Consider the following 25,284-nt stretch of genomic DNA (forward strand, 5'->3'; position numbering starts at 1 on the left):
CGCAGGTCGAGGTCCAAGGCTGCGCGACGACTCGGGCGCCGGGCCGCAGCGCGATACGAGACCCAGGGTTGCCCTCGCGCCGAAGGCACCCAGCAACCCGACACGACGCGCACCCGGCGATGGGCCCAGCCACCGTCAGGAGGGCAAGCCGGTCAGGCGGGGGCGCCGGAGTGCAGGGGGCGCGCCTCATCCGTACCGGCTTCCGCGGCCTCCCGCTCCAGCGTTCGGCGGAACGGACCCTCCACCGCGGCCAGTTCCCCGTACGTGCCGCGCTGCACGGCCCGGCCGCCGTCGAGCACGATCACCTCGTCCACCGCCTCCAGACCCGCGAGCCGGTGGGTGATCAGCACGGTCGTACGGCCCCGGGTCGCGGTCAGCAGGTCGGCGGTCAGGGCATCGGCCGTCGGCAGGTCCAGATGCTCGGCGGGCTCGTCCAGCACCAGCACCGGGAAGTCCGCCAGCAGCGCGCGGGCCAGCGCGAGCCGCTGCCGCTGGCCGCCGGAGAGCCGGGCGCCCAGCTCGCCGACGTGGGTGTCGAGACCGTCCGGCAGCCCGTCCACCCACTCCAGCAGCCGGGCACCGGCCAGCGCCGTACGCAGCTGCTCGTCGTCCGCGTCGGTGCGCGCGAGCCGCAGGTTCTCGCGCAGCGAGCTGTCGAAGATGTGCGCGTCCTGGGCGCACAGCCCGACCAGCCGCCGGACCGCGTCCCCGTCCAGGGCCGCCGCGTCCCGGCCCGCCAGGGTGTACGTACCGTCCTCGGCGTCCAGGAAGCGCAGCAGCACCTGGGCCAGGGTGGTCTTGCCGGAGCCGGACGGGCCGACGACCGCGACCCGGCGGCCCGGGCGCAGCTCCAGGTCGAACCCGCCCAGCGCACGGGTGCGCTGCCCCGCGTGGCGGGCCGACAGCCCGCGCACGACCAGCGGGAACGCCGACCGGGGCGGCTCCTCGGCGGTGCCGTCCCGTACCGGAAGCGGGGCGTCGATCACCTCGTACACCCGCTCGGCGGCCCGCCGCACCCGCTGCCGGTGCTGAACCGCGAGCGGCAGCCCGGCGACCGCCTCGAAGGCGGCCAGCGGCGTCAGCACCACGACGGCCAGCCACACCCCGTGGATCCGCCCGTCGGCCACCGCCCCGACCCCGGCCCACGCCGCGGCGGCCACGGTGAGCCCGCAGACGAGGGCGGACAGCCCGGCGCCCGCGCCGGTGGCGGCGGCGCCCCGCCGGGCGATCCCGGTGAGCACGCCGTCGGCCCGGCGCAGCGCGTCCAGCCGACGCGGCAGCGCGCCCGCCACGGTCAGCTCGGCGGTTCCGGCCAGCAGATCCACCACCTGCGCGGACAGCACGCCGCGCGCGGGCGACAGCCGACGCTCAGCGCGGCGGGCGAGCGCGCCCGACACGGCGGGCACCCCGGCCCCGGCCACCAGCAGCCCGACCGCGAGCACCGCCCCGGCCTCGGGCAGCACCCAGGCGGTGAATCCGACCGAGGCGGCGCTCACGACCAGCGCCGCGCCGACCGGCAGCAGCCAGCGCAGGAAGTAGTCCTGGACGGCGTCCACGTCGGCCACCAGCCGGGAGAGCAGATCCCCGCGCCGGGTCTCCTTGAGCCCGGCGGGCGCCAGCCGCTCCAGCCGCCGGTAGACGGCGACCCGCAGCTCGGCGAGCACCCGGAGCACCGCGTCGTGCGACACCAGCCGCTCGGCGTAGCGGAAGACGGCCCGGCCGATCCCGAACGCCCGCGTCGCGGTGACCGCCACCATCAGATACAGCACCGGCGGCTGCTGGGAGGCCCGCGAGATCAGCCACCCGGACACGGCCATCAGCCCGACGGCGCTCAGGAGCGCGAGACTCCCCAGGCCCAGGGCCAGCCCGAACCGCCCCCAAGCGGACCGCGCGGCCCCCCGCACCCGGGCGAGCGCACCGTCCGGCGCCACGTGTGCCTCGGCGCGCGTATGCCCGGCCGTCCGTGCGGTGGACGCGGCGGCCTCGGCTCGGCCGCGCGGGATGCCGGCCGCCGCCGTGCCGCCCGCGCGCGGCGCGGGCAAGGCCCCGGCGGCCGACCCGGACGGGCCTGCGGCCCCCGGCAAAGCGATGACGCGGTCGGCCAGCGGGAGGAGGGCCGGGCGGTGGACGACCAGGAGGACCGTACGGCCCTCGGCCAAGCGCCGTACCGCCGCGACGACCGCCGCCTCCGTCGCGCCGTCGAGGTTCGCGGTGGGCTCGTCGAGCAGCAGCAGCGGGCGGTCGGCCAGGAAGGCGCGGGCCAGGGCGATCCGCTGGCGCTGGCCCGCGGACAGGCCCGCGCCCATCTCGCCGAGCCGGGTCCCGGTCCCCTCCGGCAGCGCGGAGACGAAGCCGAGGGCGTCCGCCTGGCGGAGGGCGTCGCGCACCGCGGCGTCGTCGGCGTCGGGCCGCGCCAGCCGTACGTTGTCGGCGATGGTGCCCGCGAAGAGGTACGGGCGCTGGGGCACCCAGGCGATCTGGCGGCGCCAGCTCTCGGGGTCGAGCGACGCCACGTCGTGGCCGCCGACCAGCACCCGGCCCTCGGACGGCTCGGCGAAGCCCAGCACGGCGTTCAGCAGGGTCGTCTTGCCCGCGCCGCTGGGGCCGGTGATCGCCACGGTCTCGCCGGGGCGGACCTCGAAGGAGACCGGTGCCAACGAGGGCGCGGCGCGCCCGGGGTGACGGACGGCCAGGCCGTCGACGGTGAGCGCCGCCGCCCGGGCGTCGGGCGCGGCCGGCCCCCCGGCGGCGGCCGGTTCCCGCTCCAGCACCGCGAACGCCTCGTCCGCCGCCGCGAGGCCCTCCGCCGCCGCGTGGTACTGCGCGCCCACCTGCCGCAGCGGCAGATACGCCTCGGGCGCGAGGACGAGCACCATCAGCCCGGTGTACAGGTCCAGTTCACCGTGGACGAGCCGCATGCCGATGCCGACCGCGACCAGCGCGACGGACAGCGTGGACAGCAGCTCCAGGGCGAACGAGGACAGGAAGGCGAGCCGCAGCGTCTTCAGCGTGGCGCGCCGGTAGTCGGCGGTGATGGACCGGATCGCGGCGGCCTGGGCCTTGGCTCGGCCGAAGACCTTGAGGGTCGGCAGTCCGGCGACGACGTCGAGGAAGTGGCCGGACAGCCGGGACAGCAGCCGCCACTGGCGGTCCATCCGGGACTGGGTGGCCCAGCCGATGAGCACCATGAACAGCGGGATCAGCGGCAGGGTGGCGACGATGACGACCGCCGAGACCCAGTCGGCGGTGACGATCCGGGCGAGCACCGCCGCCGGAACGACCACCGCGAGACCGAGCTGGGGCAGATAGCGGGCGAAGTAGTCGTCCAGCGCGTCGATGCCACGGGTGGCGAGGGTGGTGAGTTCTCCGGTGCGCTGGGAGTCCAGCCAGCCGGGCCCCAGCCGTACGGCCCGGTCCAGCAGCCGCACCCGCAGCTCCGACTTGACCGCGGCGCTCGCCCGGTGCGCGGCCAGCTCGGTCAGCCAGGAGACCGCGGCCCGGCCCGCGGCGATCAGCGCCAGCCAGATCAGCGGCGCGGTCAGCGCACCGGTGCCCTCGCCCCGCTGGAACGCCCCCACCACGATCTCGGCGATCAGCATGGCCTGGGCGATGACGAGCCCGGCCCCGGCGAGCCCGAGCGCCACGGACGCCGCCAGGAAGAACCGGGTCGCCCGCGCGTACCGCAGCAGCCGTGGATCGATTGGTTTCACGTGAAACACACCACCCGGAGCATCAGCCGCGTCAGTGGGCGGCGGGGATGTGCTGGGTGCCGATCCGCTTGCGGAAGACCCAGTACGTCCACGCCTGGTAGGCCATGATCAGCGGCATCATGATGACCCCGACCCACGTCATGATCTTCAACGGATACGCGCTGGCGGCCGCGTTCGCCGCCGTCAGGCTCCACCTCGGGTCCAGCGAGGACGGCATGACGTCCGGGAAGAGCGCCAGGAAGAGCATCGCGACCGACGCCGCGATGGCCACCCCGGACAGTCCGAACGCCCAGCCCTCGCGGCCACGCGCGTTCATCACCAGCGCCGCGGCCAGCGACGCCGCCACGAGGACCGCCGCCACCAGGCTGCGCCCGTTGCCGCTGTCGGCCTGGGTCCAGCCGAGGAACGGCAGCGCGGCCACCGCCGCGACCGGCCCGAGCCAGGCCGCGAACCGGCGCGACCGCGCACGGATGTCCCCGGCCGTCTTGAGCGCGGCGAAGACCGCGCCGTGGAAGGTGAACAGCACCAGCGTGACCAGCCCGCCCAGCAGGGCGTACGGAGTGACCAGGTCGCCCAGGCCGCCCGCGTAGTTCTTGTCCGGGCCGATCGGCACCCCGTGCACCAGGTTGGCGAAGATCGCGCCCCACAGGAACGCGGGGAGTAGCGAGCACCAGAAGATCGTGTGCTCCCAGTTGCGCTGCCAGCGGTCCTCGGGCCGCTTGTGCCGGTATTCGAAGGCGACGCCGCGCAGGATCAGGCAGACCAGGATGGCCAGCAGCGGCAGGTAGAAGCCGCTGAAGAGGGTCGCGTACCAGTCAGGGAAGGCGGCGAAGGTGGCGCCGGCGGCCGTGATCAGCCAGACCTCGTTGCCGTCCCAGACCGGCCCGATGGTGTTGATCAGCACACGGCGCTCGGTGCGGTCACGGGCGAGCAGCTTGGTCAGCACGCCGATGCCGAAGTCGAAGCCTTCGAGGAAGAAGTAGCCGGTCCACAGGAAGGCGATCAGCAGGAACCAGAAGTCGTGAAGGTGCATGAGTCTCTCCGGCCGTCGTGACGCGTCAGTACGCGAAGGTCAGCGGCTTGTCGGCGTCGTCCTCCGCGGCGGACCCGCCGCCCGGGCCGCCGGGACCGCCCGAGGGCAGCCGCAGCTTGGGGTCCTCGGCGGGCGGCTGCTCGTCGGTGTCCGGCCCGGCCTTGGCGTACTTGGCCAGCAGCCGCACCTCGATCACGGCGAGCACGGCGTACAGCAGTGTGAAGACGACGAGGGATATGAGGACCTCGGTCTGGCTGACCCCGGGGGAGACCGCGTCGGAGGTCTTCATCAGCCCGTACACCGCCCAGGGCTGGCGGCCCATCTCGGTGAAGATCCAGCCGAAGGAGTTGGCGATCAGCGGGAACCCCATGGTGAGGATGCCGATGCGCCAGGACCACTTGGTGAGCAGCGGGCTCATCTCGCGCGTCTTGGTGAGCATGAGCCGGGGAATCTCGTCCTCGCCGGTGCGGAAGGCGGGGTCGAGCCAGCGCTTCTTCCGGGTCGTCCACAGCCCGATGACTCCGGCGGCGAACGAGGTCATGCCGAAGCCGATCATCAGCCGGAAGCCCCAGAAGGTCATGAAGATGCTGGGGATGTAGTCCTTGGGCTCACCGCCGTAGGCGGCGGCCTCCTTCTTCGCGACGTCGTTGATGCCGGGGACGGCGTCGGTGAAGTTGCTGTGGGCGAGGAAGGAAAGCGCCGAGGGGACCTCCAGCTCGACGCTGTTGTGCCCCTTGCTGACGTCGCCCACCGCGAAGACGGAGAAGGGCGCGGGCGCCTGGGTGTCCCACAACGCCTCCGCCGAGGCCATCTTCATCGGCTGCTGCTCGAACATCACCTTGCCGAGCGAGTCGCCGCTGATCGCCGTGCCGAGCCCGGCGATGACGGCCACGATCAGGCCGACGCGCAGGCTGGCCCGCATCGCCCCGATCTGCTTCTTCTCCTTGGTGTCCGGCTCCTCGCCGCGCAGCTGCTTGCGCTTGGCCCGCCACAGGTGCAGGGAGGCGATGCCGACGACGAAGGCGCCGCCGGTGAGGAAGGCGGCGGTGAGGGTGTGGAAGACCACGACCAGGGTGGTGTCCTGGGTCAGCACCGCCCAGATGTCGGTCAGCCGGGCCTTTCCGGTGGCCTTGTCGATGGCGTAGCCGGTCGGGTGCTGCATCCAGGAGTTGGCGGCGAGGATGAAGTACGACGACAGGACGGTGCCGAGCGAGACGATCCAGATGCAGGCACAGTGGATCTTCTTCGGCAGCTTGTCCCAGCCGAAGATCCACAGGCCGATGAAGGTCGACTCGAAGAAGAAGGCGAGCAGCGCCTCCATCGCGAGGGGAGCGCCGAAGACGTCGCCGACGAAGCGCGAGTAGTCGGACCAGTTCATGCCGAACTGGAACTCCTGCACGATGCCGGTGACGACGCCCATCGCGATGTTGATCAGGAAGAGCTTGCCCCAGAACTTGGTGGCGTGGAAGTACTTCTCCTTGCCCGTGCGCACCCAGGCGGTTTCCAGCCCGGCGGTGATCGCCGCAAGAGAGATCGTCAGGGGCACGAAGAGGAAGTGGTAGACGGTCGTGATCCCGAACTGCCATCGCGCCAGGGTCTCCGGCGCCAGAGCCAGCTCCACGAGAATCTCTCCTTACGGTCTTGCCGTGCTCCCCCGGAGGCGAGCTTGTGAACGTATTCACATTCACAAGCAATGATACGCACACGCATTCGGCCCCTTCCACCTGGGGTGGGAGGGGCCGAAGGGGACACGCTTGGGTATCCTTCGCCGTTCAGTCAGGGACCGCCCGGCCCCTTGACACCACACGTGCCGGAACGGGGCACACAGGGGCGCACAGCGGGGCCGACGGCGCCGGACGCCGCACTCACAGCTCCTTGCGGAACTCCTCGGCGGCCCGCAGGAAGAGGTCGTTCGCCTCCCGCTCGCCGATCGTCACGCGCGTCCCCTCGCCGGGGAACGGCCGGATGACCACGCCCGCCGCCTCGCACGCCGCCGCGAAGTCGGCCGTACGCTCCCCCAGCCGCAGCCAGACGAAGTTCGCGTGCGCCTCCGGCACCGTCCAGCCCTGGCCGGTCAGCGCCCCGGCCACCCGGGCCCGCTCGGCGACCAGCGCCTCCACCCGCTCGCGCAGCGCGTCCTCGCTGTGCAGCGAGGCGACCGCGGCGTCCTGGGCGAGCTGGCTGACGCCGAAGGGGACCGCGGTCTTGCGCAGCGCCGCGGCGACCGGCTCGTGGGCGATCGCGAAGCCGACCCGCAGCCCGGCCAGCCCGTACGCCTTGGAGAAGGTGCGCAGCACGCAGACGTTCGGCCGCTCGCGGTAGAGGTCGATGCCGTTGGGGACCTGATCGTCCCGGATGAACTCGATGTACGCCTCGTCCAGCACCACCAGCACATCGGACGGCACCCGGTCCAGGAACCGCTCCAGCTCCGCCCGGCGCACCACGGTGCTGGTCGGGTTGTTGGGGTTACAGACGAAAATCAGCCGGGTACGGTCGGTGATCGCGTCCGCCATCGCGTCCAGGTCGTGGACCTCGGCGTCGGTCAGCGGGACCCGCACCGAGGTGGCGCCCGCGATCTGAGTGATGATCGGATATGCCTCGAAGGACCGCCAGGCGTAGATCACCTCGTCGCCCGGCCCGGCCGTCGACTGGACGATCTGCTGGGCCAGGCCGACCGAGCCGGTCCCGGTGGCCAGGTGCTCCAGCGGTACGTCGAAGCGGCTCGCCAGCTCGGCGATCAGCGCGGTGCAGGCGAGATCGGGGTAGCGGTTGAAGGACGCGGCCGAGTTCGCGACCGTCTCCAGCACCCCGGCCAGCGGCGGATACGGATTCTCGTTGGAGGACAGCTTGAAGGACCGGGGGCCCTCCGCAGCGGCCGGCTTACCGGGCTTGTACGTCGGAATCCCGTCCAGCGCGGCGCGCAGCTTGGGGCTCTTCTCACTCACCGGCAGTCCTCCTCGGCCCTTCCCCTTCGGCTCCGTGCGCAGGTTCGCACACGGCAATACTGCACACCTTATGAGGATTGCCCGGCCCGGCGTACCCGCCGGAGCACCCCGCGTACCCGCCGGGGGCGCCCGCGTATCCGCCGGGGGAGCGCCTTGCTCAGATGCGCGCGCCGGTGGCGAGCGCCGTGGCGCGCATCCCTCGTGCAGGTGAGTTGAGACCTCTTCGAGACATCGAACAATCGCCAGGCGTGGATATGCCAGGGGCTACCACCCCCCTCCCCAACACCACAACTGGCTTCACTTCCAAGGGAATTGGCCGGAGCGCTCATGCAGAAACGTGCCTTCCGAATACCGATGGCGGAATCGCGCAGACCGGGTGCCCGGGCCCTACTATCGGCTGGCCATGACAGCAGCAGGGAAGCACCAGGTGAGCCGGTCGGCCGGCCGCCGGTTAGGCAGGGCGGGCATCCGGGACGTGGCCGCCGCCGCCGGGGTCTCGATCACGACCGTCTCCGACGCGCTCAACGGCAAGGGACGGCTCCCGGATGCCACCCGCCGTCACGTCCGCGAGGTCGCCGAGCGGCTGGGCTATCGCCCGTCCGCCGCGGCCCGTACCCTCCGTACCGGCAAGTCGGGGCTCCTCGGCCTGACCGTGACCACGTACGGGGATGAACCTTTCACCTTCACCGAGTTCGCCTACTTCGCCGAGATGGCGCGGGCCGCGACGTCCGCCGCGCTGGCCCGCGGCTACGCCCTGGTCATCCTCCCGGCCACCTCCCGGCACGACGTGTGGTCCAACGTCGCGCTCGACGGCACCATCGTCATCGACCCGTCCGACCACGACCCGGTGGTCGCCGAGCTGCTCCGCCAGGGCCTCCCCGTCGTCAGCGACGGCCGCCCGGCCGGGACCCTCCCGGTGACCGCCTGGGTCGACAACGACCACGAGGCGGCCGTGCTCGGCCTCCTGGACCACCTCGCCGAGGCCGGGGCCCGCCGCATCGGACTGCTCACCGGCACCAGCACCGACACCTACACCCGGCTGTCGACCGAGGCGTATCTGCACTGGTGCGAGCGGGTGGGCCAGGACCCCGTCTACGAGTCGTACCCGGCCCACGACCCCTGTGCCGGGGCCGTCGCCGCCGACCGGCTGCTCGCCCGCCCGGACCGCCCCGACGCGGTCTACGGGCTCTTCGACCCCAACGGCACGGATCTGCTCGCCGCCGCCCGCCGCTACGGGCTGCGCGTCCCGGAGGACCTGCTGCTGGTGTGCTGCAGCGAATCCACGGTCTACCGGACCACCGAGCCGCCCATCACGACGCTCTCGCTCAAGCCGCGGCGGATCGGCACCGCCGTGGTGCAGCTGCTCATCGACGCCATCGAAGGGCTCGACAGCGACCACCCGGTCGAGCAGGTGATACCCACCGAACTGATCGTGCGGACGTCGTCCCAGCGGCGTCCGCCGCGTACGACCGTCAGCCCGCCGCGCAGCCGCGCCGGAGGATGATCTGAGAGTGACTCAAGGATGACCCGAGAAGGACTTGGAGTCTCTGGGCCTCCCCTACCGGGCCAATCCGGGATAAAAGAACGTCCGAGCGGGACCGGGCACCGATTGACTGCACCCTGGTGCGTCACAATGCCTCACGGTCATTCCTATGATGGGCGGACGACACCGCGGACCGCCATCGACCAGGCAAGGTCCACAAGGTGGCACGGCGGCGCGATGGTGGAGGGGTCGATGACTCAGGGGGCCGGTCTGGAAGCCACGGCAGGGACCACGGCGGCGATGTCGCACGTGCCCGCGTACGGGGCGTCCACGCCGCCCGGCCCGGTGCCTCCCGCACCCGCGCCCGCCCCGCTGCCCGACGGGTACACCCCCACCGAGAAGCTGCCGGTGCTGGGCCCGGGGCACACCCTCGCGGACACCCCGCTGGTGCCGCCGCAGGACCGCCCGACGATCGCGCTCAACTCGGTGACCGATCCGGACGCCGATCCGCTCGCCGACGGCGAGGGCCCCGGCCCGCTGTTCGTCGTGGGCGACGTCCACGGCTACCTCGACGAGCTGCGCGAGGCGCTGGCCGCCCAGGGCCTGATCGACGACAAGGGCAGCTGGGCGGCCGGGAACGCCCGGCTGTGGTTCCTCGGCGACTTCACCGACCGCGGCCCGGACGGCATCGGCGTCATCGACCTGGTGATGCAGCTCTCCGCCGAGGCCGCCGCCGCGGGCGGCTACTGCAAGGCGCTGATGGGCAATCACGAACTGCTCCTCATCGGCGCCAAGCGGTTCGGCGACACGCCCGTCAACTCCGGCGCCGGCACCGCCTCCTTCCAGGCCGCCTGGCTGCTCAACGGCGGCCAGCGCACCGACATGGAGCGGCTGGAGGACCATCACCTCCAGTGGATGTCCCGGCTGGACGCGATGGCCGAGGAGGACGGGCATCTGCTCGTGCACTCCGACACCACCGCCTATCTGGACTACGGCGACTCCATCGAGGCCGTCAACGACAGCGTCACCGAAGCGCTCCAGCGCAGTGACGCGGACGAGTGCTGGGACTTGTTCCGCAAATTCACCAAGCGCTTCGCCTTCCGCGACGAGGACGCCGGACCGATGGCCGCACGCGAATTGCTCGGCGCCTACGGCGGGGAGCGCATCGTCCACGGGCACAGCCCGATCCCGTATCTGCTGGGCGAAGTCGGCTCGGAGGACGGCGAGGACGACGGCACGCCCGCGGTCGAGGGCCCGCATGTCTACGCGGACAATCTCGCGGTCGCGATGGACGGCGGCATCACCATGGCCGGAAAACTGCTGGTCGTCCAACTCCCGCTCGGCGTCTGAGGGCGACATGAGCGGGATACGGGCGCGCACGCAAGCGGACGGAGGGCCCCACCGGGGCTGAGCAAATCACGAAACTTGCTGTCTCCTCGCGCCGGATCGGCTCTACCATCGGTTTATCCGTCGCAGGCTCTCCTCCGTTTCCGGCCCGACTGCCCGGCGAAAGCCGGACACCAAGGCCCTACGGAGTATCGGGGGATGCACCATGAAAAGCGCTCCGCACCTGTTCGCCGAGGACCGCCCGGAGTTCGAGCGAGTTCTCGACGAGGTGCTGCGTACCGCGGACCACCGACCGGATCTGAAGGGCATAGGACAGCGGCTCACCGCCGAGCAGCTGCGCTCCATGGCGCTCAGCGCCTCGGCCGCCATCACCGCGTGCGCGGCCGCCGAGTACCAGGACTACGTGCTCGCCCGCACCAAGCTGCGCGAGCCCGCCCCGCCCCTGCCGATCCCCGGGGCGCGGGAGGACGACGGCGACCACGAGCACTCCGCCGGTTTCACCGGCGCCCTCCTGGACGCCTCCGGAGCGGGGCTGGTCCCCATGCTCGCCGTCCTCGCCCCGGTACTGGCCGGAACCGCCGCCATCATCTTCCTCCTCGTCGGCTATGTGCTGCACGTCCTGGACCCCGCGCCGTCCATCTCCCAACCGATGATCACCGCGGGCTGGTTCTTCGCCGCGCTCACCGCCGCGGGCATCCTGCTCGCCGCCGTCGGCCTCCTCATCACCGCCCTGCGCAACGGCTCCAGCGCGATCCGCGGCGAGGCCCTGGCCGAGCAGCTGGAAGAGGTGGACCGCACCAGAGAGGCATGGCGGCAGGCCCTGCTGGAACGGGGCGTGCTGCCCTTTCTGCGCGAGGCGCTGACCAATCCGTCGGCCCCCACCCCATGGACCGCGCCGACCCACACCTCATCGGCCTACGTCCCCGGCCACTCCGAGGCGGGCCGCACCCCCCACCTCGGCTACAGCCGCCCGGGCTTCAGCACCGACGACGAGGGCCCCAAGGCCCGCCCCCGCTACAGCAGCCCGGACTACACCAGCCCCGAATACGGCGGCCCGGAGAACCAGCCGGACTAGCCGGCAGCCCACTCCGCCCGCGCGGCCCACTCCCCGAACGTGTCCCCGGGCCCCGGGGCGACCTGGTCGTCCGTCAGGGCCGACACCAGATGCGCATGCCCCAGCAGCACATGCCCCACCAACTCCCGCACCGTCCACTCACTGCACGGCGTGCCGAGCGCCCACTCGTCGTCCCCGATCCCGTCGAGGTGCTGGGCGAAGCGCTGATTGGCGATGCGCAGGGCGCGTAAGTTGTCCATGGCTGCTCAGATAGGAGGCCGTCACCTGTTCCGTTCGGCGGCCCGACCGATCTCCACCTTCTGCGGGGCGTCACGCGGGAAGGTCCACACGTGGTGGCTGGTGCTGACCGCGGTCAGGCAGGTGTCGTCGAGGGATACCTCGGCGAACGGGTCCGACTCGGAGCACACCGCGAGCCACTCCAGGGTCCGCCGGCCGTCGTCCCGGGTCAGGGCGACCCAGCCGATGCTGCCGTGGGCCGCGGATTCGCCTCCGAAGGCGCGGTATCCGGCATAGCGGCACGATGCGAGGACCAAGTCGACGTCCAGCCAGTGGTGGGCGGTCCACTCCGTGGCCTGAAGGACCTCCTCCGCCCGCGACCAGCCTTCGGTCGCCCAGAACCGCATCACCGACAACCGACCGTCCCCGAAGACGATCACGTCACCGTCAGGCGCCTGTCCATCGCGCCACCGCCGTTGAACGTCCGCGTCGGTCCCCATGCGTCGCATACTGCTTTGCCGGACGGGACGACCGCCACCTGGCGAAGCCGCCGGGCCCCGGAAACAGCGTTCCCGGGAGCCCGGCGGCCAGATTCCGCGATCGGGTCAGTCGGCGATGGGCAGGTAGACCCGGTTGCCCGCGGCCGCGAACTCGCGGGACTTCTCCGCCATTCCGGCCTCCGCCTCCGCCTCGTCCATCGCGTCGCCGTGCTCGCGGCGGATGTCGTGGCTGATCTTCATGGAACAGAACTTCGGCCCGCACATGGAGCAGAAGTGAGCCGTCTTGGCGGGTTCCGCCGGGAGCGTCTCGTCGTGGAACGAGCGTGCCGTGTCCGGGTCGAGGGCCAGGTTGAACTGGTCCTCCCAGCGGAACTCGAAGCGCGCGTCGGAGAGCGCGTCGTCCCAGGCCTGGGCGTCGGGGTGGCCCTTGGCCAGGTCGGCGGCGTGGGCGGCGATCTTGTAGGTGATGACGCCGGTCTTCACGTCGTCGCGGTCCGGCAGCCCCAGGTGCTCCTTGGGGGTGACGTAGCAGAGCATCGCCGTGCCCCACCAGGCGATCATCGCGGCGCCGATGCCTGAGGTGATGTGGTCGTAGGCGGGCGCGATGTCGGTGGTGAGGGGGCCCAGGGTGTAGAACGGGGCCTCCTCGCAGATCTCCTGCTGGAGGTCGACGTTCTCCTTGATCTTGTGCATCGGGACATGGCCCGGGCCCTCGATCATCGTCTGGACGCCGTGCTCCTTGGCGACGCGGTTGAGCTCGCCGAGCGTGCGCAGCTCCGCGAACTGGGCCTCGTCGTTGGCGTCGGCGATGGATCCGGGGCGCAGTCCGTCACCCAGCGAGTAAGTGACGTCGTACGCCGCGAGGATCTCGCACAGCTCCTCGAAGTGGGTGTAGAGGAAAGACTCCTGATGGTGGGCCAGGCACCAGGCCGCCATGATCGAGCCGCCGCGGGAGACGATGCCGGTCTTGCGGCGGGCGGTCAGGGGGACGTACGGCAGCCGTACGCCCGCGTGGACCGTCATGTAGTCGACGCCCTGCTCGGCCTGTTCGATGACGGTGTCCTTGTAGACCTCCCAGGTCAGCTCCTCGGCCTTGCCGTCGACCTTCTCCAGCGCCTGGTAGAGCGGCACCGTGCCGATGGGTACGGGGGAGTTGCGCAGCACCCACTCGCGGGTGGTGTGGATGTTGCGGCCGGTCGAGAGGTCCATGACCGTGTCGGCGCCCCAGCGGGTCGCCCAGGTCATCTTCTCGACCTCCTCCTCGATGGACGAGGTGACGGCGGAGTTGCCGATGTTGGCGTTGACCTTCACCAGGAACCGCTTGCCGATGATCATCGGCTCGATTTCCGGGTGGTTGACGTTGGCGGGCAGCACGGCCCGGCCCGCCGCGATCTCCTCGCGGACCACCTCGGGGGAGACGTTCTCGCGGAGCGCCACGTACTCCATCTCGGCGGTGACCTCGCCCCGGCGCGCGTAGCTGAGCTGGGTGGCGGACCCGTCGCGGGCCCGGCGCGGCTGGCGCGGCCGTCCGGGGAAGACCGCGTCGAGGTTGCGCAGGCCCCCGCGGGGCGCGGTGTGTTTGAGGCCGTCGTCCTCGGGCCGGAGCGGACGGCCGGTGTACTCCTCGGTATCGCCTCGGGCGACGATCCAGTTCTGCCGCAGCGGCGCGAGGCCGCGGCGGACGTCGGTGTCGATGTGGGGGTCGGTGTACGGACCGGACGTGTCGTACAGCGTCACGTCCTGGCCATTGGTGAGGTGCACGCGGCGAACCGGGACCTGGATGTCCGGGCGGGAACCCGTGACATATCCCTTGTGCCAGCCGAAATCGGCAGCGTTTTCGCGCATGTGTGCATCCTGCTGAGTCATGAGACCCACTCCCTACGCCGGCATTACCCGGTAACAGGTTCAGCGGTCGGCGCAGCTGTCGCGTCAGCGCCCTCTCAGCCCGGTGCTCCGAGCTCCCGCGATTGCAAAGGTGCCCCCACGCTAACGGTTTCCCCGCGTACCTGAACAGGGGGCCTCGCTCTCTTGCGATGATGCGACGGTGACCGCGACACAGCAGGACCATCCGCCCGAGCAGCCCCACGCGTCCGGCCGGCCACCCGGCCACACCCACTCGCACGGCCACAGCCATGCCCATGCGCACGGTCCGGCGGCGCCCGTCTCCGCGCGGCTGCGCAAGGTCATCGCGGTGGTGCTCATCCCGTTCGCCGTCGCCGTCGTGGCCGGTCTTGTCGCGCTGTGGCCGGGTGGCTCCGAGCACACAGCGCAGGGCCGCAGCGGGCTCGGTTTCGACCAGGAGACGGTCGCCGGGCGGGTGGTGAAGGTGGCGGAGGTCGACTGCGCCGACGTCAACGCGCAGCCGCAGGCACCCACCGAACCGGGTCAGCAGGGCGGCGCCACGAACCCCGGCGGCGCCACGGGCGGCGGGAGCGGCGGCGGCAAGAGCGTCTGCGAGAAGGCCACCATCGAGGTCACCTCGGGCAAGGACAAGGGCCGCACCTTCCCCGAGATCGTCCAGCCGAACGCCTCACGGAAGTTCAGCGCCGGGCAGGAGGTGAAGCTGAGGTACGCGCCCCAGGCGCCGAAGAACCTCCAGTACTCGGTCTCGGACGTGGACCGCTCGTTCCCGATGGCCCTGCTCGCCGGGGTGTTCGCGCTCGTGGTCGTGGCCGTCGGCCGACTGCGCGGCATCTTCGCGCTGGTGGCGCTGGCCATCAGCTTCGGAGTGCTGACGCTGTTCATCCTCCCGGCGATACTCCAGGGCTCGAATCCGCTGGTGGTGGCGATCGTCGGGGGCAGCGCGATCATGCTGCTCGCGCTCTACATGTGCCATGGGCTGAGCGCCCGGACGTCGGTCGCTGTGCTCGGCACCCTGGTCTCGCTGCTGCTGATCGGGGTGCTCGGCTCGCTGTTCATCGGCTGGGCGTCGCTGACCGGCAACACCGACGACCAGACGGGTCTGGTGCACAGCCTCTATCCCGACATCGAGATCAAGGGACTGCTGCTGGCGGGGGTGATCATCGGTTCGCTGGGCGTGCTGGACGATGTGACGGTCACCCAGACCTCGGCGGTCTGGGAGCTGCGGGAAGCGGACCCTCGCGGCGGCCGCCGCAAGCTCTACGCGGCCGCGATGCGCATCGGGCGGGACCACATCGCGTCCGTCGTGAACACCCTGGTGCTGGCGTACGCGGGCGCCTCGCTTCCGCTGCTGCTCCTCTTCTCGATCGCGGACAGCGGGGTGGGAACGGTGGCGACGAGCGAGATCGTCGCGGAGGAGATCGTCCGCACGCTGGTGGGCAGCATCGGGCTGGTCGCCTCGGTGCCGGTGACCACGGCGCTGGCGGTGCTGGTGGTCTCCGCGGACCACACGCCGGACGACGGCGCGGGCAGTGGCGGCGGAGCGAGCGGTAACGGCCGGGGCCGCGGACGGCGCCGTAAGACACGCGCACGCTGACCGACTACGCGTAGCGGTTACGTACCGGCGTTACGCGTACCGGTCCTCGGCCAGGATGCGGTCCAGTTCCGCGTCGAGATCGCCGACCGGATCGCAGGCCGCGGGCTCCTCGCCGAACGGGACGAGCCGGTCCGTACGGTCCAGGAAGGCCACCAGCGGCGCCGCCCCGGCCCGGAACAGGGCCCTCTCGGCCCCCACCTGAAGCCTGATGAACACGTCCGAGAGCCCTTCGGGCGAGGCCGGTGCGATCCGCACATCGCCCTCGCCGGTGGGTTTGCTGAGCCCGTCCAGCAGCAGCTCACGGGCGAAGGCCCAGCTCACCGGCGCGTCGCCGGGCAGGTGGAAGGTGATCTCGACCGCGTAGGGATCGCCGCTGTCGTACGACAGCTCGACCGGGATCCGGAAGGACAGTTCCTGCGAGACCAGAAAGGTCATCGTCACTTCCGCCTGGACTGTGTCACGCATGTCACGCATCGTTCGCCGCCCCGGGTAGTTCAGACTTGGCCGACTCTGGAGCGTAGCGACTCGATTGCGGGGCGGAGTCGCTTTGCCTCATGTGAGGGAACGGAAATGGCCAGTGTTGCCGTGGTGGAACCCACGGGGCCGGGCGACGCCGGCCCGGTGCGCGGGCGATCAGGGCCGGTTCAGCGGCCGTGTCGATGTTCGCTGTCGTCAACAGGCACCCCCGGGGTGTTGTTGCGAGGCAGACGCCGAGATGGGGAACGTCGCGGACTCGCACTCTAACCACAGTGGTGCCGCGGGGCCGATGTTTGGCTCCGCGGTATCCCTCGCGCGGCGTACCCGCCGCGCGCGGGGCAGCGGGGTCACCCGCCGCGGGACCCGCCGCGGATCACCAGTCGTTGCGCGACGAGGAGGTGAACTTCCGTACGACGTAGATCAGACCGCCGATCAGCGCGACAAGCAGCAGCGCCTTGAAGAGCAGGCCGATGACGAAGCCCACCACGCTCGTGATCAGCCCGCCGAAGACGGCGATGACGAGAACCGGCACCGCGATCCATGTCACCCACCACGGCAAGCCCTGGAATATGTCCTTCGCGGCCACGTGTGATCCCTGCTTTCTCCGGCTGGTGGGGCCGGTCCATGAACACCGGTCCCCCTGCCCTCGATGCTAGGGCGGGCAGGAAGCGGACGGACGGCTTCCATCCCCCGTCCGCCCCTGACCGTACCCGTAGGGGACCGGAGCGCTCCCGTCAGCTTTCCGGGGGAGAGAACACCACCATGACGCGCAGGTCCTCGGTGATGTGGTGGAACTTGTGCGCCACACCCGCCGGTACGTAGACCACGCTGCCCCGCGCCACCTGGGTCGTCTCCATGCCCACCGTGATGGACGCCCGGCCGCTCATCACCAGGTACACCTCGTCCTGGCCGTGCGGCGACTGCGGGTCCGCCTGGCCCGCGTTCAGCGCGTACAGCCCGACCGACATGTTCCGCTCCCGGAGGAATTGCAGATACGCGCCGTCGTTCGCGGCCCGCTCCGCCTCCAGCTCGTCCAGCCGGAACGCCTTCATTCGCCTCTCCACCCCTGCCTGCCGTGCCCCTGCCCGTCGCCGGGCCTGTCTGCGACGATCTCAACCATGAAGAATTTGCTCGTCAAGACGCTCGCCAACGCAGGCGCCCTCGGCGTCGCCATCTGGCTGCTCAAGGACATCACGCTGACCGGTGAGAACACCGGACGTCAGACGATCACCCTCATTCTCGTCGCACTGCTCTTCGGCGTGGTGAACGTGGTGGTGAAGCCGGTCGTCAAGCTGCTGGCATTTCCCCTGTTCATTCTCACCCTCGGGCTGATCACCCTGGTGATCAATGCCCTGATGCTGCTGCTGACCTCGTGGCTGGCCGGAAAGTTCGATCTCAGCTTCCATGTAGAAGGCTTCGGCACGGCCGTCCTCGGTGGCCTGATCGTTTCCATAGTCGCCTGGGCGCTGCACGTCGTCCTCCCCGATGACAAGGACTGACCGCGCGCGGAGACGCGTCGCCGGAGAGGAGCGCGTATGACGGGCGACGGCACCCGGGCCGTACGAGCCGGACTGCCCGAGGCGGAGCGTTACGAACCGGCGCTGCCCGGTCCCGTCTTCGCCGCCCACTACCACCTCCCCGGCGACGCCTCCGGGCCCTTCACCTACGGCCGTGACGCCAACCCCACCTGGTCCCGGCTGGAGGCGGCGATCAGCGAGCTGGAGTCCCCGGACGCGGACGCGGAGACCGTCGTCTTCGCGTCCGGCATGGGCGCCATCGCGGCCGTCCTCCTGTCCCAGCTGAGGCAGGGCGACACCGCCGTCCTGCCGTCCGACGGCTACCAGCTGCTCCCGGCGCTCGCCGAGCGGCTGCGGAGCTTCGGCGTCCGGGTGCGCACCGCCCCGACCGCCGGTGACGCCCAGCTGGCGGCCCTGGACGACTCCACCGGGCTGCTGTGGCTGGAGACCCCGTCCAACCCCGGTCTCGACGTGTGCGACATCCGCGGGCTCGCCGAGGCCGCGCACGCGCGCGGCGCGCTGGTCGCCGTCGACAACACCCTCGCGACCCCGATCGGCCAGCGCCCCCTGGAGCTGGGCGCGGACTTCTCCGTGGCGAGCGGCACCAAGGCGCTCACCGGCCACGGCGATGTCCTGCTCGGCTATGTCACCTGCCGCGATCCGCGGCTGGCCGCCGCCGTGCGCGGCTGGCGCAAGACCGTCGGCGCGATCCCCGGCCCCATGGAGGCGTGGCTCGCCCACCGCTCCCTGGCCACCCTGCCGCTCCGCGTCGACCGGCAGGCCAGGACCGCCCTCGCGCTCGCCGGGGCGCTGCGGGAGCGGCCCGAGGTCACCGGGGTGCGCCACCCCGGGCTGCCCGACGATCCGGCGCATCCGGTCGCGGCCGGGCAGATGCGCGGCGGTCGCTTCGGCTGTGTGGTCTCCTTCACCCTGCCCGGCAAGGAGCACGCGGAGCGGTTCCTGACCGCGCTGCGGCTGGTGGACGACGCCACCAGCTTCGGCGGCGTGCGCTCGACCGCCGAGCGGCGCGGCCGCTGGGGCGGCGACGCGGTGGCCGAGGGCTTCATCCGCTTCTCGGTGGGCGCCGAGGACCCGGACGATCTGATCGCGGATGTGCTGCGCGCGCTGGACGCGGCACACGAGGGCGATTGAAGGCGGCCGAAACTCGCCGTGACGGCTTGCGCGCGGGTACGCCTGACGGGCGTCTCAAGCCTCCCCCCTCGTGGCTTGAGACGCCCCGGTTCTTCTCGTGGAGAACCGCTTGAACAAGGCTAGTTGACTCAGCGTCAGTGTCCAATCACAGTAGCGACATGAACCTATCGGCATATTTATAGTTGGCATGCGGCGGGGGTGCGTCGAGGCGAGGGGAACCGCATGGATCTGGCCCTCTTACGCACGTTTGTCACGGTGCACCGCGCCGGGTCCTTCACCCGCGCCGCCGCGCTGCTCGGCCTCTCCCAGCCCGCCGTCACCGGCCAGATACGCACCCTGGAGCGGCAGCTCGGGCGGCCGCTGTTCCTCCGTACGGCCCGGGGCGTCATCCCCACCACCGTCGGCGAGGAGCTGGCCCACAAGACCGCCCCGCACCTCGACGCGCTCGTGGAGATCACCGAGGCCGGTCTCGACGACCACTCCGCCCTGCGCACCCTCCATCTCGCCGGTCCCCCGGAGTTCACCGCGCTGCGCGCGCTGCCCGCGCTGACCACGCTGGTCGGCCAGGGGCTCGCGCTGCGGTGCGCGTTCGGCGCTTCCGAGGAGCTGTTCAAGGGGCTCGGGGCCGGTCACCACGACCTGGCCATCACCACGGCCCGGCCGCGCGGCAGGCTGCTGGCAGCGACCCCGCTGTGCGACGAGGAGCACGTGCTGATCGCGTCCCCGCGCTGGGCGGCCCGGCTCGGCGGCTCCGCGGTGCTCCAGGTCAAGGGCGCGAGCGCGCTGGAGGCGCTGCCCGTGGTCGAGGTCCACGAGAGCCTGCCGCTGGTCAGCCGCTACTGGTCGGCCGTCTTCGACACCCGCCCGGTCACCTCCGGCACGGTCATCGCCCCCGATCTGCGGGCGGTGCTGGCGTGCGTCGCGGAGGGCGCGGGGCTCGGCGTCCTGCCGCGCTATCTGTGCATGGACGCCCTCGACGCCGGCGAGGTGGTCGCACTGCTCAACCCGCCGGTGCCGCCGCTGCGCACCTACTTCCTGGTGGTGCGGACCGGCGGGCTCGCGGTGCCGCACGTCGCCCGGGCGCACGAGTGGCTGCTGCGCGCCGCTGTCGACTGGTGAGCCCCTGTCCACTGGTGAGTATGGGGTTTCAGCCGGGGACGGCTGCGGCAGATGTCCTGCATGACCGAACGACCCGTGGTCAAACGCACCGCCCGCGCCATCCTGCTCGACGGCGAGACCGACCCGCGCATGATCCTGATCAAGCGGACCAAGCCCGGTCAGGAGCCGTACTGGATCACCCCCGGCGGCGGTGTGGAGCCCGAGGACTCCACCGTCGTGGAAGCCCTGCACCGTGAGGTGGACGAGGAGCTGGGCGCCAAGGTGACGGACGTGGTCCCCGCCTTCGTGGACACCGTCCCGCACCCGGAGGGGGGCGTACCCGAAGGCGTCAAGGTGCAGCACTTCTTCGTGTGCAGACTCGCCTCGATGGACCTGGCCCGGCGGCACGGCCCGGAGGTGGACGAGCCCTGCGGGGAGTACGAGGTGGTCCGGATCCCGTTCACCCGCGAGGGCATCGCCTCCGTCGGGATGGTGCCGCCGTCGCTGCGCGCCTATCTCGACGCCAACGTCGAGGGCGTGCTCGCGCTGCTCGCCGGCGACCTCGGCTGATCGGGCCGTCGCCCGGGAGCGGTCAGCGGAACCAGCCGCTGAACGGCTGCGGGCCCTTCTCGGCCGCCCGCCGCCGGGCGTCGGCGAGCACCCGCTCGGCCTCTTCCAGCCACTCCTCGGGCCGCGCCGCCTGCTGCGGAGCCGGTGTCTGAGGGTCCGACGCCTGCGGAGCGGCAGCCGGGGCGGCCGGTACCGGGGCTTGCGGGTGCGGGATCTGCGGGATCGGGGCTTGCGGGGCCTGGGCTTGCGGCTGCGGGCTCGGCACGGCGGGGGGCTCGACAGGGGGCGTACGGTGCCGCTCGCGCGCCTCCGCGGCGGCACCGAAGAAGTCGCCGCCCTTGCGCTTGACGTCGTCCGTCCCCCAGGCCCGGCCCCGCTGCGGATCGCGGGGCCGGTCGGAGCGCGGCCCGTCCGCGGCGCGGGCGCGCCGCCCCGAGGGCACCTTCTGGAGGTGGGGGATGTGCTTGGCGCAGTGGATGTACGCCTCCTCGACGGCCACCTCGACCCAGACGACCGCGCGGCGGCCCGGTATCGGGTCGACCGGCAGTCCGGGGTGACGGGCGCGCATCTCGTCGTCCTCGACCACCCGGGCCCGCCCGTTGACGTGCAGCCCGATGCGGTCGCGGAAGAAGTCGATCATCATGATGCCGAGGTGCGGGTTCTCCTCGATGTTGCCGAGGCTGGCCAGCACGCCGTTCCCCCGGTACTCGGGGTAGGCGAGGGTGCGCCCGTCGAGCACTCGCAGGAAGCCGGGCGGCCCGGCCCGGAAGCTGCTGTCGCACTCCCCGTGCCGGTCGGAGGTGGCCAGGAAGAACATCTCCTGGCGCCCGACGAACTCCCGCATCCGGACGTTGAGGTGGTCCAGCACCTGCTCGTCGTAGAAGCGGTCGGCGCGGTCGGCCGTGCCCAGGCGCTGCTGGAGCAGATGCTCGCCGTCGCTCCCCGGACGGCCGGTGCGCTCCTCTCGCTCCGGGCCCTCAGGGCGCTCCGGGCGGTGGCCGGGTGCCACCGCACCGGCCCGCTCGTGCCCGACATCGTCCACAGTCCCTCGTCCCCGTCCTGCGATAGTCGTCTGTCTGCGCGTGCCTGCCTGCTCCGTCGCCTACTCCGCCGCCGCCATCAGCTCTTCGATGGAGTCGTGGCGTATGCGGTGGGACGGGACGCCGACGCCCATCAGGGCGTCCACGCCGCTGCGGATCATCCCGGGCGGGCCGGAGAGATAGGCGTCGAACGCGTTCCACGGGCCGTACTGGCGCACGGCGTCGGGAAGCCTGCCGCTGAGCCCGCTCGTCGGACCGTCGGAGACCACCGGACGGACCGAGAGCCAGGGGTGCCGCTGGGCGAGCCGCAGCATGGTGTCGATGTCATAGAGATCGTGATCGCTGCGGGCGCCGTAGAAGACCTCGACCGCCCGTTGACGGCCGTGCTCGGCGACGTCCTCGACCAGCGCCTTGATCGGTGCGATCCCGGTGCCGCCGCCCAGGCACAGCAGCCCGCTGTCGGTCGAGTGGTCGACCGTCATCGAACCGGCGGGCGGCCCGAGCCTGATCACATCGCCGGGGCGGGCGCGGTGCACCAGCGCGGACGACACCCACCCGGCCGGAATCGCCTTCACATGGAAGGACAGCAGCCCGTCCGCGCGGGGCGCCGAGGCGAAGGAGTAGTGCCGCCACACCCGCGGCCACCAGGGGGTTTCCACCGAGGTGTACTGGCCCGCGAGGAAGGGATACGGCTGGTCGGGGCGGACGGTGACGACGGCGATGTCGGACGTGCGCGGCTCGTGCCCGACGACCTCGGCCTGCCACCACGCGGGCGCGCGCAGCTCGTCCTCGGCCGCCGCGTCGATCATGATCTGGGAGATCGCGGTGTAGGCCCGGACCCAGGCCGCCTCGGCCTCGTCGCTCCAGGTGCTGATCGCGTACCGGGTGAGCGCGGCGAGCAGGCACTCGCCGACCGCCGGGTAGTGCTCGGGCTGGGTGCCGTACTTGCGGTGCCCGCGGCCGAGCCGGGAGAGGAAGTCGCTGAGGATGTCGTGGTCGTCGATGAGCCGGGCGGCGGTGAGGATCGCCTTGAACAGCCGGTCGCGCTGGGCGTCCATGGCGGCCGGGAAGAGCGGCCGCAGCTCGGGGTGCTGGACGAAGAGCAGCGCGTAGAAGTACGAGGTGACCTTGTCGCTCACCGGCTCGATCTCGGCCATGGTGCGGCGCAGCAGGATCGCGTCGGGCGAGGCGGTCTCGGGGGCGGTGAAGACGGCCTCGGCGGCCGGGCGCGCGCCCGGCGGGGGCGATGCCTCGTCGGGGCGCTGATGCTCCTCGCGCCCGGTCCCGGGCGGCACGGCGGACGCCGGTGGGACCGCTGACGCGGGCGGGACGGCCGACGCGGGCGGCACCGCGGACGCGGGGGCTATGGGAGAAGCGGGGGGTATGGGCGAGGCCGGGGGTACGGGCGACGCGGGGGCCGGTGCGGGCGGTGCCGGACGGCGCTCGGCCTCCGTACCCGTACCGGGCTGGTCTTCGGGCTGTTTCCTGCTCGGGGTGAACCAACCCCAGTCGCCACTGTCTCCCCCGCCGTCGTTACCGGCCGACGATGTGGTGGTCGGAGCGTCCATGGTTGCCTCGCCTCGAACATCTTTCTGTCGGTCTTCGCACTTCCGCTGGCGGAATGTGCCCGCAATTCCCCGCTCTGGTCGACTGGTTCACGTGAGTTTGGTCCTGTCGGCCCGCTCCGTACCCTGTTCCGGGCAGCATGCCACGCTCCTTCCGCACCCCGAGAACTTCACCCGAAGTCCGGGTAACGGGGGCTGTGTTCCCGATATGCTGGTTGGAGCGGGTTGCCCGATTGTGGCCCCGTCGCGGCTTCCCGAGGCGGAACTTGCCCCGACCCTACCGGGCCCGGATGAATTCACAAGCCCCATGGATGCTGCATCCGTTACACCTGCCAACGCACGTAATTACCCGTAGTTACATGCAGTTTCCCGCTAATTCGTAGGCCCCTCGGAGATCGTTGCCGCTATACCGGCTGGATGCGATTTCGCTCACATGGTGATCCGCGTTCACCGCGACCGAGAAGGGCACCACGGCGAACAGCTCGGCATCCGACATCGAATCTCCGTAAGCAACGCAGTCCGCCCTGGTCAACCCGAACTTCCCGCAGAGTTCGTCCGTGATCCGCACCTTAGCGGCTGGAGTCAGGATGCCCGCGGGATCAAGCCGCTCCCGGAACGGCACCGACGGCCACGCCGACCCGTGCGTCGCGTCCGCGCCCCACTCCAGCAGCCGCTCCACGAAGAACCCGGGCGAGAGCGAGATCACGGCACACCGCTCACCGCGCGCCCGGATGTCCGCCCACACCTCCCGAATCCCCATCAGCCACGGCGCCCCCTCGAACGCCGCCGCCACCTGCGCCTCCGTCAGCTCACCCCACAGCGCACAGGCCCGCTCCGCGAACCGCGCCGTCGACAGCCCGCCCGCCGCGAACTCCCGCTCCAGCGCGTCGATCTCCCGCTCCACACCGAGCTGACGCGATATCTCGATGGCCGCGGCCGACCCGTGGATCAGCGTCCCGTCCAGATCGAACAGATGCAGTCTGGTCATGGAGCCCGAGCGTAGGCGGTGCCTTCCGGCCCCGGGAGTAGCCGCGGATACTCCCGCCGTCAGACGCGGCGAACGGCCCGGCGCGCGACCGTGTACGCCATGCAACAGCTGAAACGGCCCGTGCGCCGGGCCCTCCTCGTCGTGCATGTGGTCGTCTCCGTCGGCTGGCTCGGGCTGACGCTCGGCGTGCTGGCCCTGGGCATCACCGGGGCCACGGCCGGATCCGCCGAGGCCGCCGAGGGGGCGTACCGGTCGGTGAACGTCCTCGGGGACTGGCTGCTCATCCCGATCAGTCTGGCCTCCCTGATCAGCGGCGTGGTGCTGTCCCTCGGCACGCCCTGGGGCCTGTCCCGCCACCGCTGGGTGTATGTGAAGTTCTGGCTGACGCTGGCGACCACCGCCGCCACCGCCTTCGCGCTGCGCGCCCGGATCGACGCGGCGATGGCCGACGTCTCGGCGGGCCGGGCGGTCGGCCCCGCCACCGATCTGATCGTCGCGCCGTCGGTCAGCCTGTGCGTCTATGCCTTCCTCACCGCGATCTCGGTGCTCAAGCCGTGGGGCCTGACCGCACGCGGGCGGCGGCTGCGCGGCCGTGGCGGGGCCGTGAACGGCCGCGGCGGGGCGGCCGCACGGGGCCGCGTAAGCTCGCGGGCGTGACCGACTTCGAGATCCGGCGCGCGACCGCCGACGACATACCGGCGATCGTCGTCATGCTCGCCGACGACCCGCTGGGCGCCCGGCGGGAGTCGCCGGACGAACCGGCTCCGTATCGGGCCGCGTTCCAGCGGCTGGATCAGGACCCCAACCAGCATCTGGTCGTCGCCGTCCGGGACGGGCGTACGGTCGGCACCCTCCAGCTCACCGTGGTGCCCGGGCTCTCCCGGCGCGGCGCCACGCGCTCGATCATCGAGGCCGTACGGATCCACGCCGACGCACGCGGCAGCGGCCTCGGCACCCAGCTGATCGAGTGGGCGGTCGAGGAGTCGCGCCGCCAGGGCTGTGTGCTGGTGCAGCTCACGTCGGACGCGTCCCGTATCGACGCCCACCGCTTCTACGAGCGGCTCGGCTTCGAGGCCAGCCACCTCGGCTTCAAGCTGCCGCTCGACTGACG

23 protein-coding genes and 1 riboswitch are annotated in these 25,284 nt (G+C 71.6%); of the genes, 10 read left to right on the forward strand and 13 right to left on the reverse strand.

The features are described from left to right. Positions 1-152 precede the first annotated feature (152 nt). The 4 genes from cydD to hisC form a co-directional block, all read right to left on the reverse strand. Entirely contained in the window at positions 153-3,710 is a 3,558-nt protein-coding gene (gene cydD / locus ACH4TL_RS15285; RefSeq protein WP_398314205.1) for a thiol reductant ABC exporter subunit CydD, read from the reverse strand. 31 nt (positions 3,711-3,741) lie between these two features. Next, positions 3,742-4,743: a cytochrome d ubiquinol oxidase subunit II gene (gene cydB, locus ACH4TL_RS15290; RefSeq protein ID WP_398314206.1), complete on the reverse strand. Its 1,002-nt coding sequence runs from the start codon at positions 4,741-4,743 to the stop codon at positions 3,742-3,744. A gap of 25 nt (positions 4,744-4,768) precedes the next feature. After that, positions 4,769-6,364 (reverse strand): cytochrome ubiquinol oxidase subunit I, encoded by a 1,596-nt coding sequence (locus ACH4TL_RS15295; RefSeq protein WP_398314208.1) that lies wholly within the window; start codon positions 6,362-6,364, stop codon positions 4,769-4,771. Positions 6,365-6,608: 244 nt separating this feature from the next. Then, positions 6,609-7,688 carry a histidinol-phosphate transaminase gene (gene hisC / locus ACH4TL_RS15300; RefSeq protein ID WP_398314209.1) on the reverse strand — a complete coding sequence of 360 codons (1,080 nt, stop codon included), beginning with the start codon at positions 7,686-7,688 and terminating at the stop codon, positions 6,609-6,611. Between the two features lie 403 nt (positions 7,689-8,091). On the opposite strand from hisC, the gene ACH4TL_RS15305 reads away from it, so the two are divergent. The 3 genes from ACH4TL_RS15305 (at position 8,092) to ACH4TL_RS15315 (ending at position 11,593) form a co-directional block, all read left to right on the forward strand. Continuing rightward, positions 8,092-9,192 (forward strand): LacI family DNA-binding transcriptional regulator, encoded by a 1,101-nt coding sequence (locus tag ACH4TL_RS15305; RefSeq protein WP_398314211.1) that lies wholly within the window; start codon positions 8,092-8,094, stop codon positions 9,190-9,192. A 231-nt stretch (positions 9,193-9,423) separates the two neighbouring features. Further along, positions 9,424-10,521 carry a metallophosphoesterase gene (locus tag ACH4TL_RS15310; RefSeq protein WP_398314213.1) on the forward strand — a complete coding sequence of 366 codons (1,098 nt, stop codon included), beginning with the start codon at positions 9,424-9,426 and terminating at the stop codon, positions 10,519-10,521. 202 nt (positions 10,522-10,723) lie between these two features. Further along, a complete protein-coding gene (locus tag ACH4TL_RS15315) occupies positions 10,724-11,593 on the forward strand; it encodes a hypothetical protein (protein ID WP_398314215.1) in 870 nt (289 codons plus the stop codon). Here ACH4TL_RS15315 and ACH4TL_RS15320 read toward each other — a convergent pair. The 3 genes from ACH4TL_RS15320 to thiC form a co-directional block, all read right to left on the reverse strand. Next, the gene (locus tag ACH4TL_RS15320; RefSeq protein ID WP_398314217.1) at positions 11,590-11,832 is read right to left on the reverse strand and encodes a maleylpyruvate isomerase N-terminal domain-containing protein; all 243 of its coding nucleotides are present in this window, start codon (positions 11,830-11,832) and stop codon (positions 11,590-11,592) included. The genes ACH4TL_RS15315 and ACH4TL_RS15320 overlap by 4 nt on opposite strands. Positions 11,833-11,853: 21 nt before the next feature. Continuing rightward, entirely contained in the window at positions 11,854-12,309 is a 456-nt protein-coding gene (locus tag ACH4TL_RS15325; protein ID WP_398314219.1) for a hypothetical protein, read from the reverse strand. Between the two features lie 105 nt (positions 12,310-12,414). After that, complete coding sequence (gene thiC, locus ACH4TL_RS15330; RefSeq protein ID WP_398314221.1) at positions 12,415-14,175, reverse strand: phosphomethylpyrimidine synthase ThiC; 1,761 nt, start codon at positions 14,173-14,175, stop codon at positions 12,415-12,417. Then, positions 14,168-14,284: riboswitch (TPP riboswitch) on the reverse strand. It overlaps the preceding gene by 8 nt. Before the next feature lie 69 nt (positions 14,285-14,353). On the opposite strand from thiC, the gene ACH4TL_RS15335 reads away from it, so the two are divergent. After that, complete coding sequence (locus ACH4TL_RS15335; protein ID WP_398314223.1) at positions 14,354-15,766, forward strand: YibE/F family protein; 1,413 nt, start codon at positions 14,354-14,356, stop codon at positions 15,764-15,766. Between the two features lie 30 nt (positions 15,767-15,796). Here the strand turns inward: ACH4TL_RS15335 and ACH4TL_RS15340 are convergent, their stop codons facing one another. From ACH4TL_RS15340 to ACH4TL_RS15350, 3 genes are all read right to left on the reverse strand, one after another. Then, positions 15,797-16,231, reverse strand: a complete 435-nt coding sequence (locus ACH4TL_RS15340) for an SsgA family sporulation/cell division regulator (RefSeq protein ID WP_398314224.1) — start codon at positions 16,229-16,231, stop codon at positions 15,797-15,799. A gap of 385 nt (positions 16,232-16,616) precedes the next feature. Beyond that, complete coding sequence (locus ACH4TL_RS15345) at positions 16,617-16,829, reverse strand: DUF5326 family protein (protein WP_398314226.1); 213 nt, start codon at positions 16,827-16,829, stop codon at positions 16,617-16,619. 148 nt (positions 16,830-16,977) lie between these two features. After that, the gene (locus ACH4TL_RS15350) at positions 16,978-17,295 is read right to left on the reverse strand and encodes a cupin domain-containing protein (protein ID WP_398314228.1); all 318 of its coding nucleotides are present in this window, start codon (positions 17,293-17,295) and stop codon (positions 16,978-16,980) included. Between the two features lie 66 nt (positions 17,296-17,361). On the opposite strand from ACH4TL_RS15350, the gene ACH4TL_RS15355 reads away from it, so the two are divergent. From ACH4TL_RS15355 to ACH4TL_RS15370, 4 genes are all read left to right on the forward strand, one after another. After that, complete coding sequence (locus ACH4TL_RS15355; protein WP_398314229.1) at positions 17,362-17,742, forward strand: phage holin family protein; 381 nt, start codon at positions 17,362-17,364, stop codon at positions 17,740-17,742. A gap of 36 nt (positions 17,743-17,778) precedes the next feature. Then, complete coding sequence (locus tag ACH4TL_RS15360) at positions 17,779-18,912, forward strand: cystathionine gamma-lyase (protein ID WP_398314231.1); 1,134 nt, start codon at positions 17,779-17,781, stop codon at positions 18,910-18,912. Positions 18,913-19,134: 222 nt separating this feature from the next. Then, positions 19,135-20,031, forward strand: a complete 897-nt coding sequence (locus ACH4TL_RS15365; RefSeq protein WP_398314233.1) for a LysR family transcriptional regulator — start codon at positions 19,135-19,137, stop codon at positions 20,029-20,031. A gap of 60 nt (positions 20,032-20,091) precedes the next feature. Further along, positions 20,092-20,580 (forward strand): NUDIX domain-containing protein, encoded by a 489-nt coding sequence (locus ACH4TL_RS15370; protein WP_398314235.1) that lies wholly within the window; start codon positions 20,092-20,094, stop codon positions 20,578-20,580. Between the two features lie 22 nt (positions 20,581-20,602). On the opposite strand, the gene ACH4TL_RS15375 is transcribed toward ACH4TL_RS15370, so the two are convergent. From ACH4TL_RS15375 to ACH4TL_RS15385, 3 genes are all read right to left on the reverse strand, one after another. Next, complete coding sequence (locus ACH4TL_RS15375) at positions 20,603-21,490, reverse strand: pyridoxamine 5'-phosphate oxidase family protein (protein WP_398314906.1); 888 nt, start codon at positions 21,488-21,490, stop codon at positions 20,603-20,605. Between the two features lie 192 nt (positions 21,491-21,682). Continuing rightward, positions 21,683-23,188, reverse strand: coding sequence for a globin domain-containing protein (locus ACH4TL_RS15380; RefSeq protein ID WP_398314237.1), 1,506 nt, complete (start codon positions 23,186-23,188; stop codon positions 21,683-21,685). A gap of 352 nt (positions 23,189-23,540) precedes the next feature. Next, complete coding sequence (locus ACH4TL_RS15385; protein WP_398314239.1) at positions 23,541-24,173, reverse strand: HAD family hydrolase; 633 nt, start codon at positions 24,171-24,173, stop codon at positions 23,541-23,543. Between the two features lie 99 nt (positions 24,174-24,272). Between ACH4TL_RS15385 and ACH4TL_RS15390 the strand changes: the two genes are divergently transcribed. Together ACH4TL_RS15390 and ACH4TL_RS15395 are read left to right on the forward strand one after the other, a co-directional pair. Next, positions 24,273-24,830 (forward strand): DUF2269 domain-containing protein, encoded by a 558-nt coding sequence (locus ACH4TL_RS15390; protein ID WP_398314241.1) that lies wholly within the window; start codon positions 24,273-24,275, stop codon positions 24,828-24,830. Next, on the forward strand, positions 24,827-25,282 hold the full coding sequence (locus ACH4TL_RS15395) for a GNAT family N-acetyltransferase (RefSeq protein ID WP_398314243.1): 456 nt from the start codon (positions 24,827-24,829) through the stop codon (positions 25,280-25,282). The genes ACH4TL_RS15390 and ACH4TL_RS15395 overlap by 4 nt, the downstream gene beginning before the upstream one ends. Positions 25,283-25,284: the final 2 nt, after the last annotated feature.

Source organism: Streptomyces sp. NPDC021115 (assembly GCF_044333065.1).
Lineage (GTDB): Bacteria > Actinomycetota > Actinomycetes > Streptomycetales > Streptomycetaceae > Streptomyces.

Excerpts from the sequence above, each read along its gene's own strand:
- ACH4TL_RS15315 (WP_398314215.1), top strand. The coding sequence starts at position 10,724 with ATGAAAAGCGCTCCGCACCTGTTCGCCGAGGACCGCCCGGAGTTCGAG.
- ACH4TL_RS15370 (WP_398314235.1), top strand. The coding sequence starts at position 20,092 with ATGACCGAACGACCCGTGGTCAAACGCACCGCCCGCGCCATCCTGCTC.
- ACH4TL_RS15340 (WP_398314224.1), bottom strand. The coding sequence starts at position 16,231 with ATGCGTGACACAGTCCAGGCGGAAGTGACGATGACCTTTCTGGTCTCG.
- ACH4TL_RS15310 (WP_398314213.1), top strand. The coding sequence starts at position 9,424 with ATGACTCAGGGGGCCGGTCTGGAAGCCACGGCAGGGACCACGGCGGCG.
- ACH4TL_RS15325 (WP_398314219.1), bottom strand. The coding sequence starts at position 12,309 with ATGGGGACCGACGCGGACGTTCAACGGCGGTGGCGCGATGGACAGGCG.
- ACH4TL_RS15350 (WP_398314228.1), bottom strand. The coding sequence starts at position 17,295 with ATGAAGGCGTTCCGGCTGGACGAGCTGGAGGCGGAGCGGGCCGCGAAC.
- ACH4TL_RS15385 (WP_398314239.1), bottom strand. The coding sequence starts at position 24,173 with ATGACCAGACTGCATCTGTTCGATCTGGACGGGACGCTGATCCACGGG.
- ACH4TL_RS15355 (WP_398314229.1), top strand. The coding sequence starts at position 17,362 with ATGAAGAATTTGCTCGTCAAGACGCTCGCCAACGCAGGCGCCCTCGGC.
- ACH4TL_RS15320 (WP_398314217.1), bottom strand. The coding sequence starts at position 11,832 with ATGGACAACTTACGCGCCCTGCGCATCGCCAATCAGCGCTTCGCCCAG.
- ACH4TL_RS15390 (WP_398314241.1), top strand. The coding sequence starts at position 24,273 with ATGCAACAGCTGAAACGGCCCGTGCGCCGGGCCCTCCTCGTCGTGCAT.
- ACH4TL_RS15305 (WP_398314211.1), top strand. The coding sequence starts at position 8,092 with ATGACAGCAGCAGGGAAGCACCAGGTGAGCCGGTCGGCCGGCCGCCGG.
- cydB (WP_398314206.1), bottom strand. The coding sequence starts at position 4,743 with ATGCACCTTCACGACTTCTGGTTCCTGCTGATCGCCTTCCTGTGGACC.
- ACH4TL_RS15365 (WP_398314233.1), top strand. The coding sequence starts at position 19,135 with ATGGATCTGGCCCTCTTACGCACGTTTGTCACGGTGCACCGCGCCGGG.
- thiC (WP_398314221.1), bottom strand. The coding sequence starts at position 14,175 with ATGACTCAGCAGGATGCACACATGCGCGAAAACGCTGCCGATTTCGGC.
- ACH4TL_RS15380 (WP_398314237.1), bottom strand. The coding sequence starts at position 23,188 with ATGGACGCTCCGACCACCACATCGTCGGCCGGTAACGACGGCGGGGGA.
- ACH4TL_RS15360 (WP_398314231.1), top strand. The coding sequence starts at position 17,779 with ATGACGGGCGACGGCACCCGGGCCGTACGAGCCGGACTGCCCGAGGCG.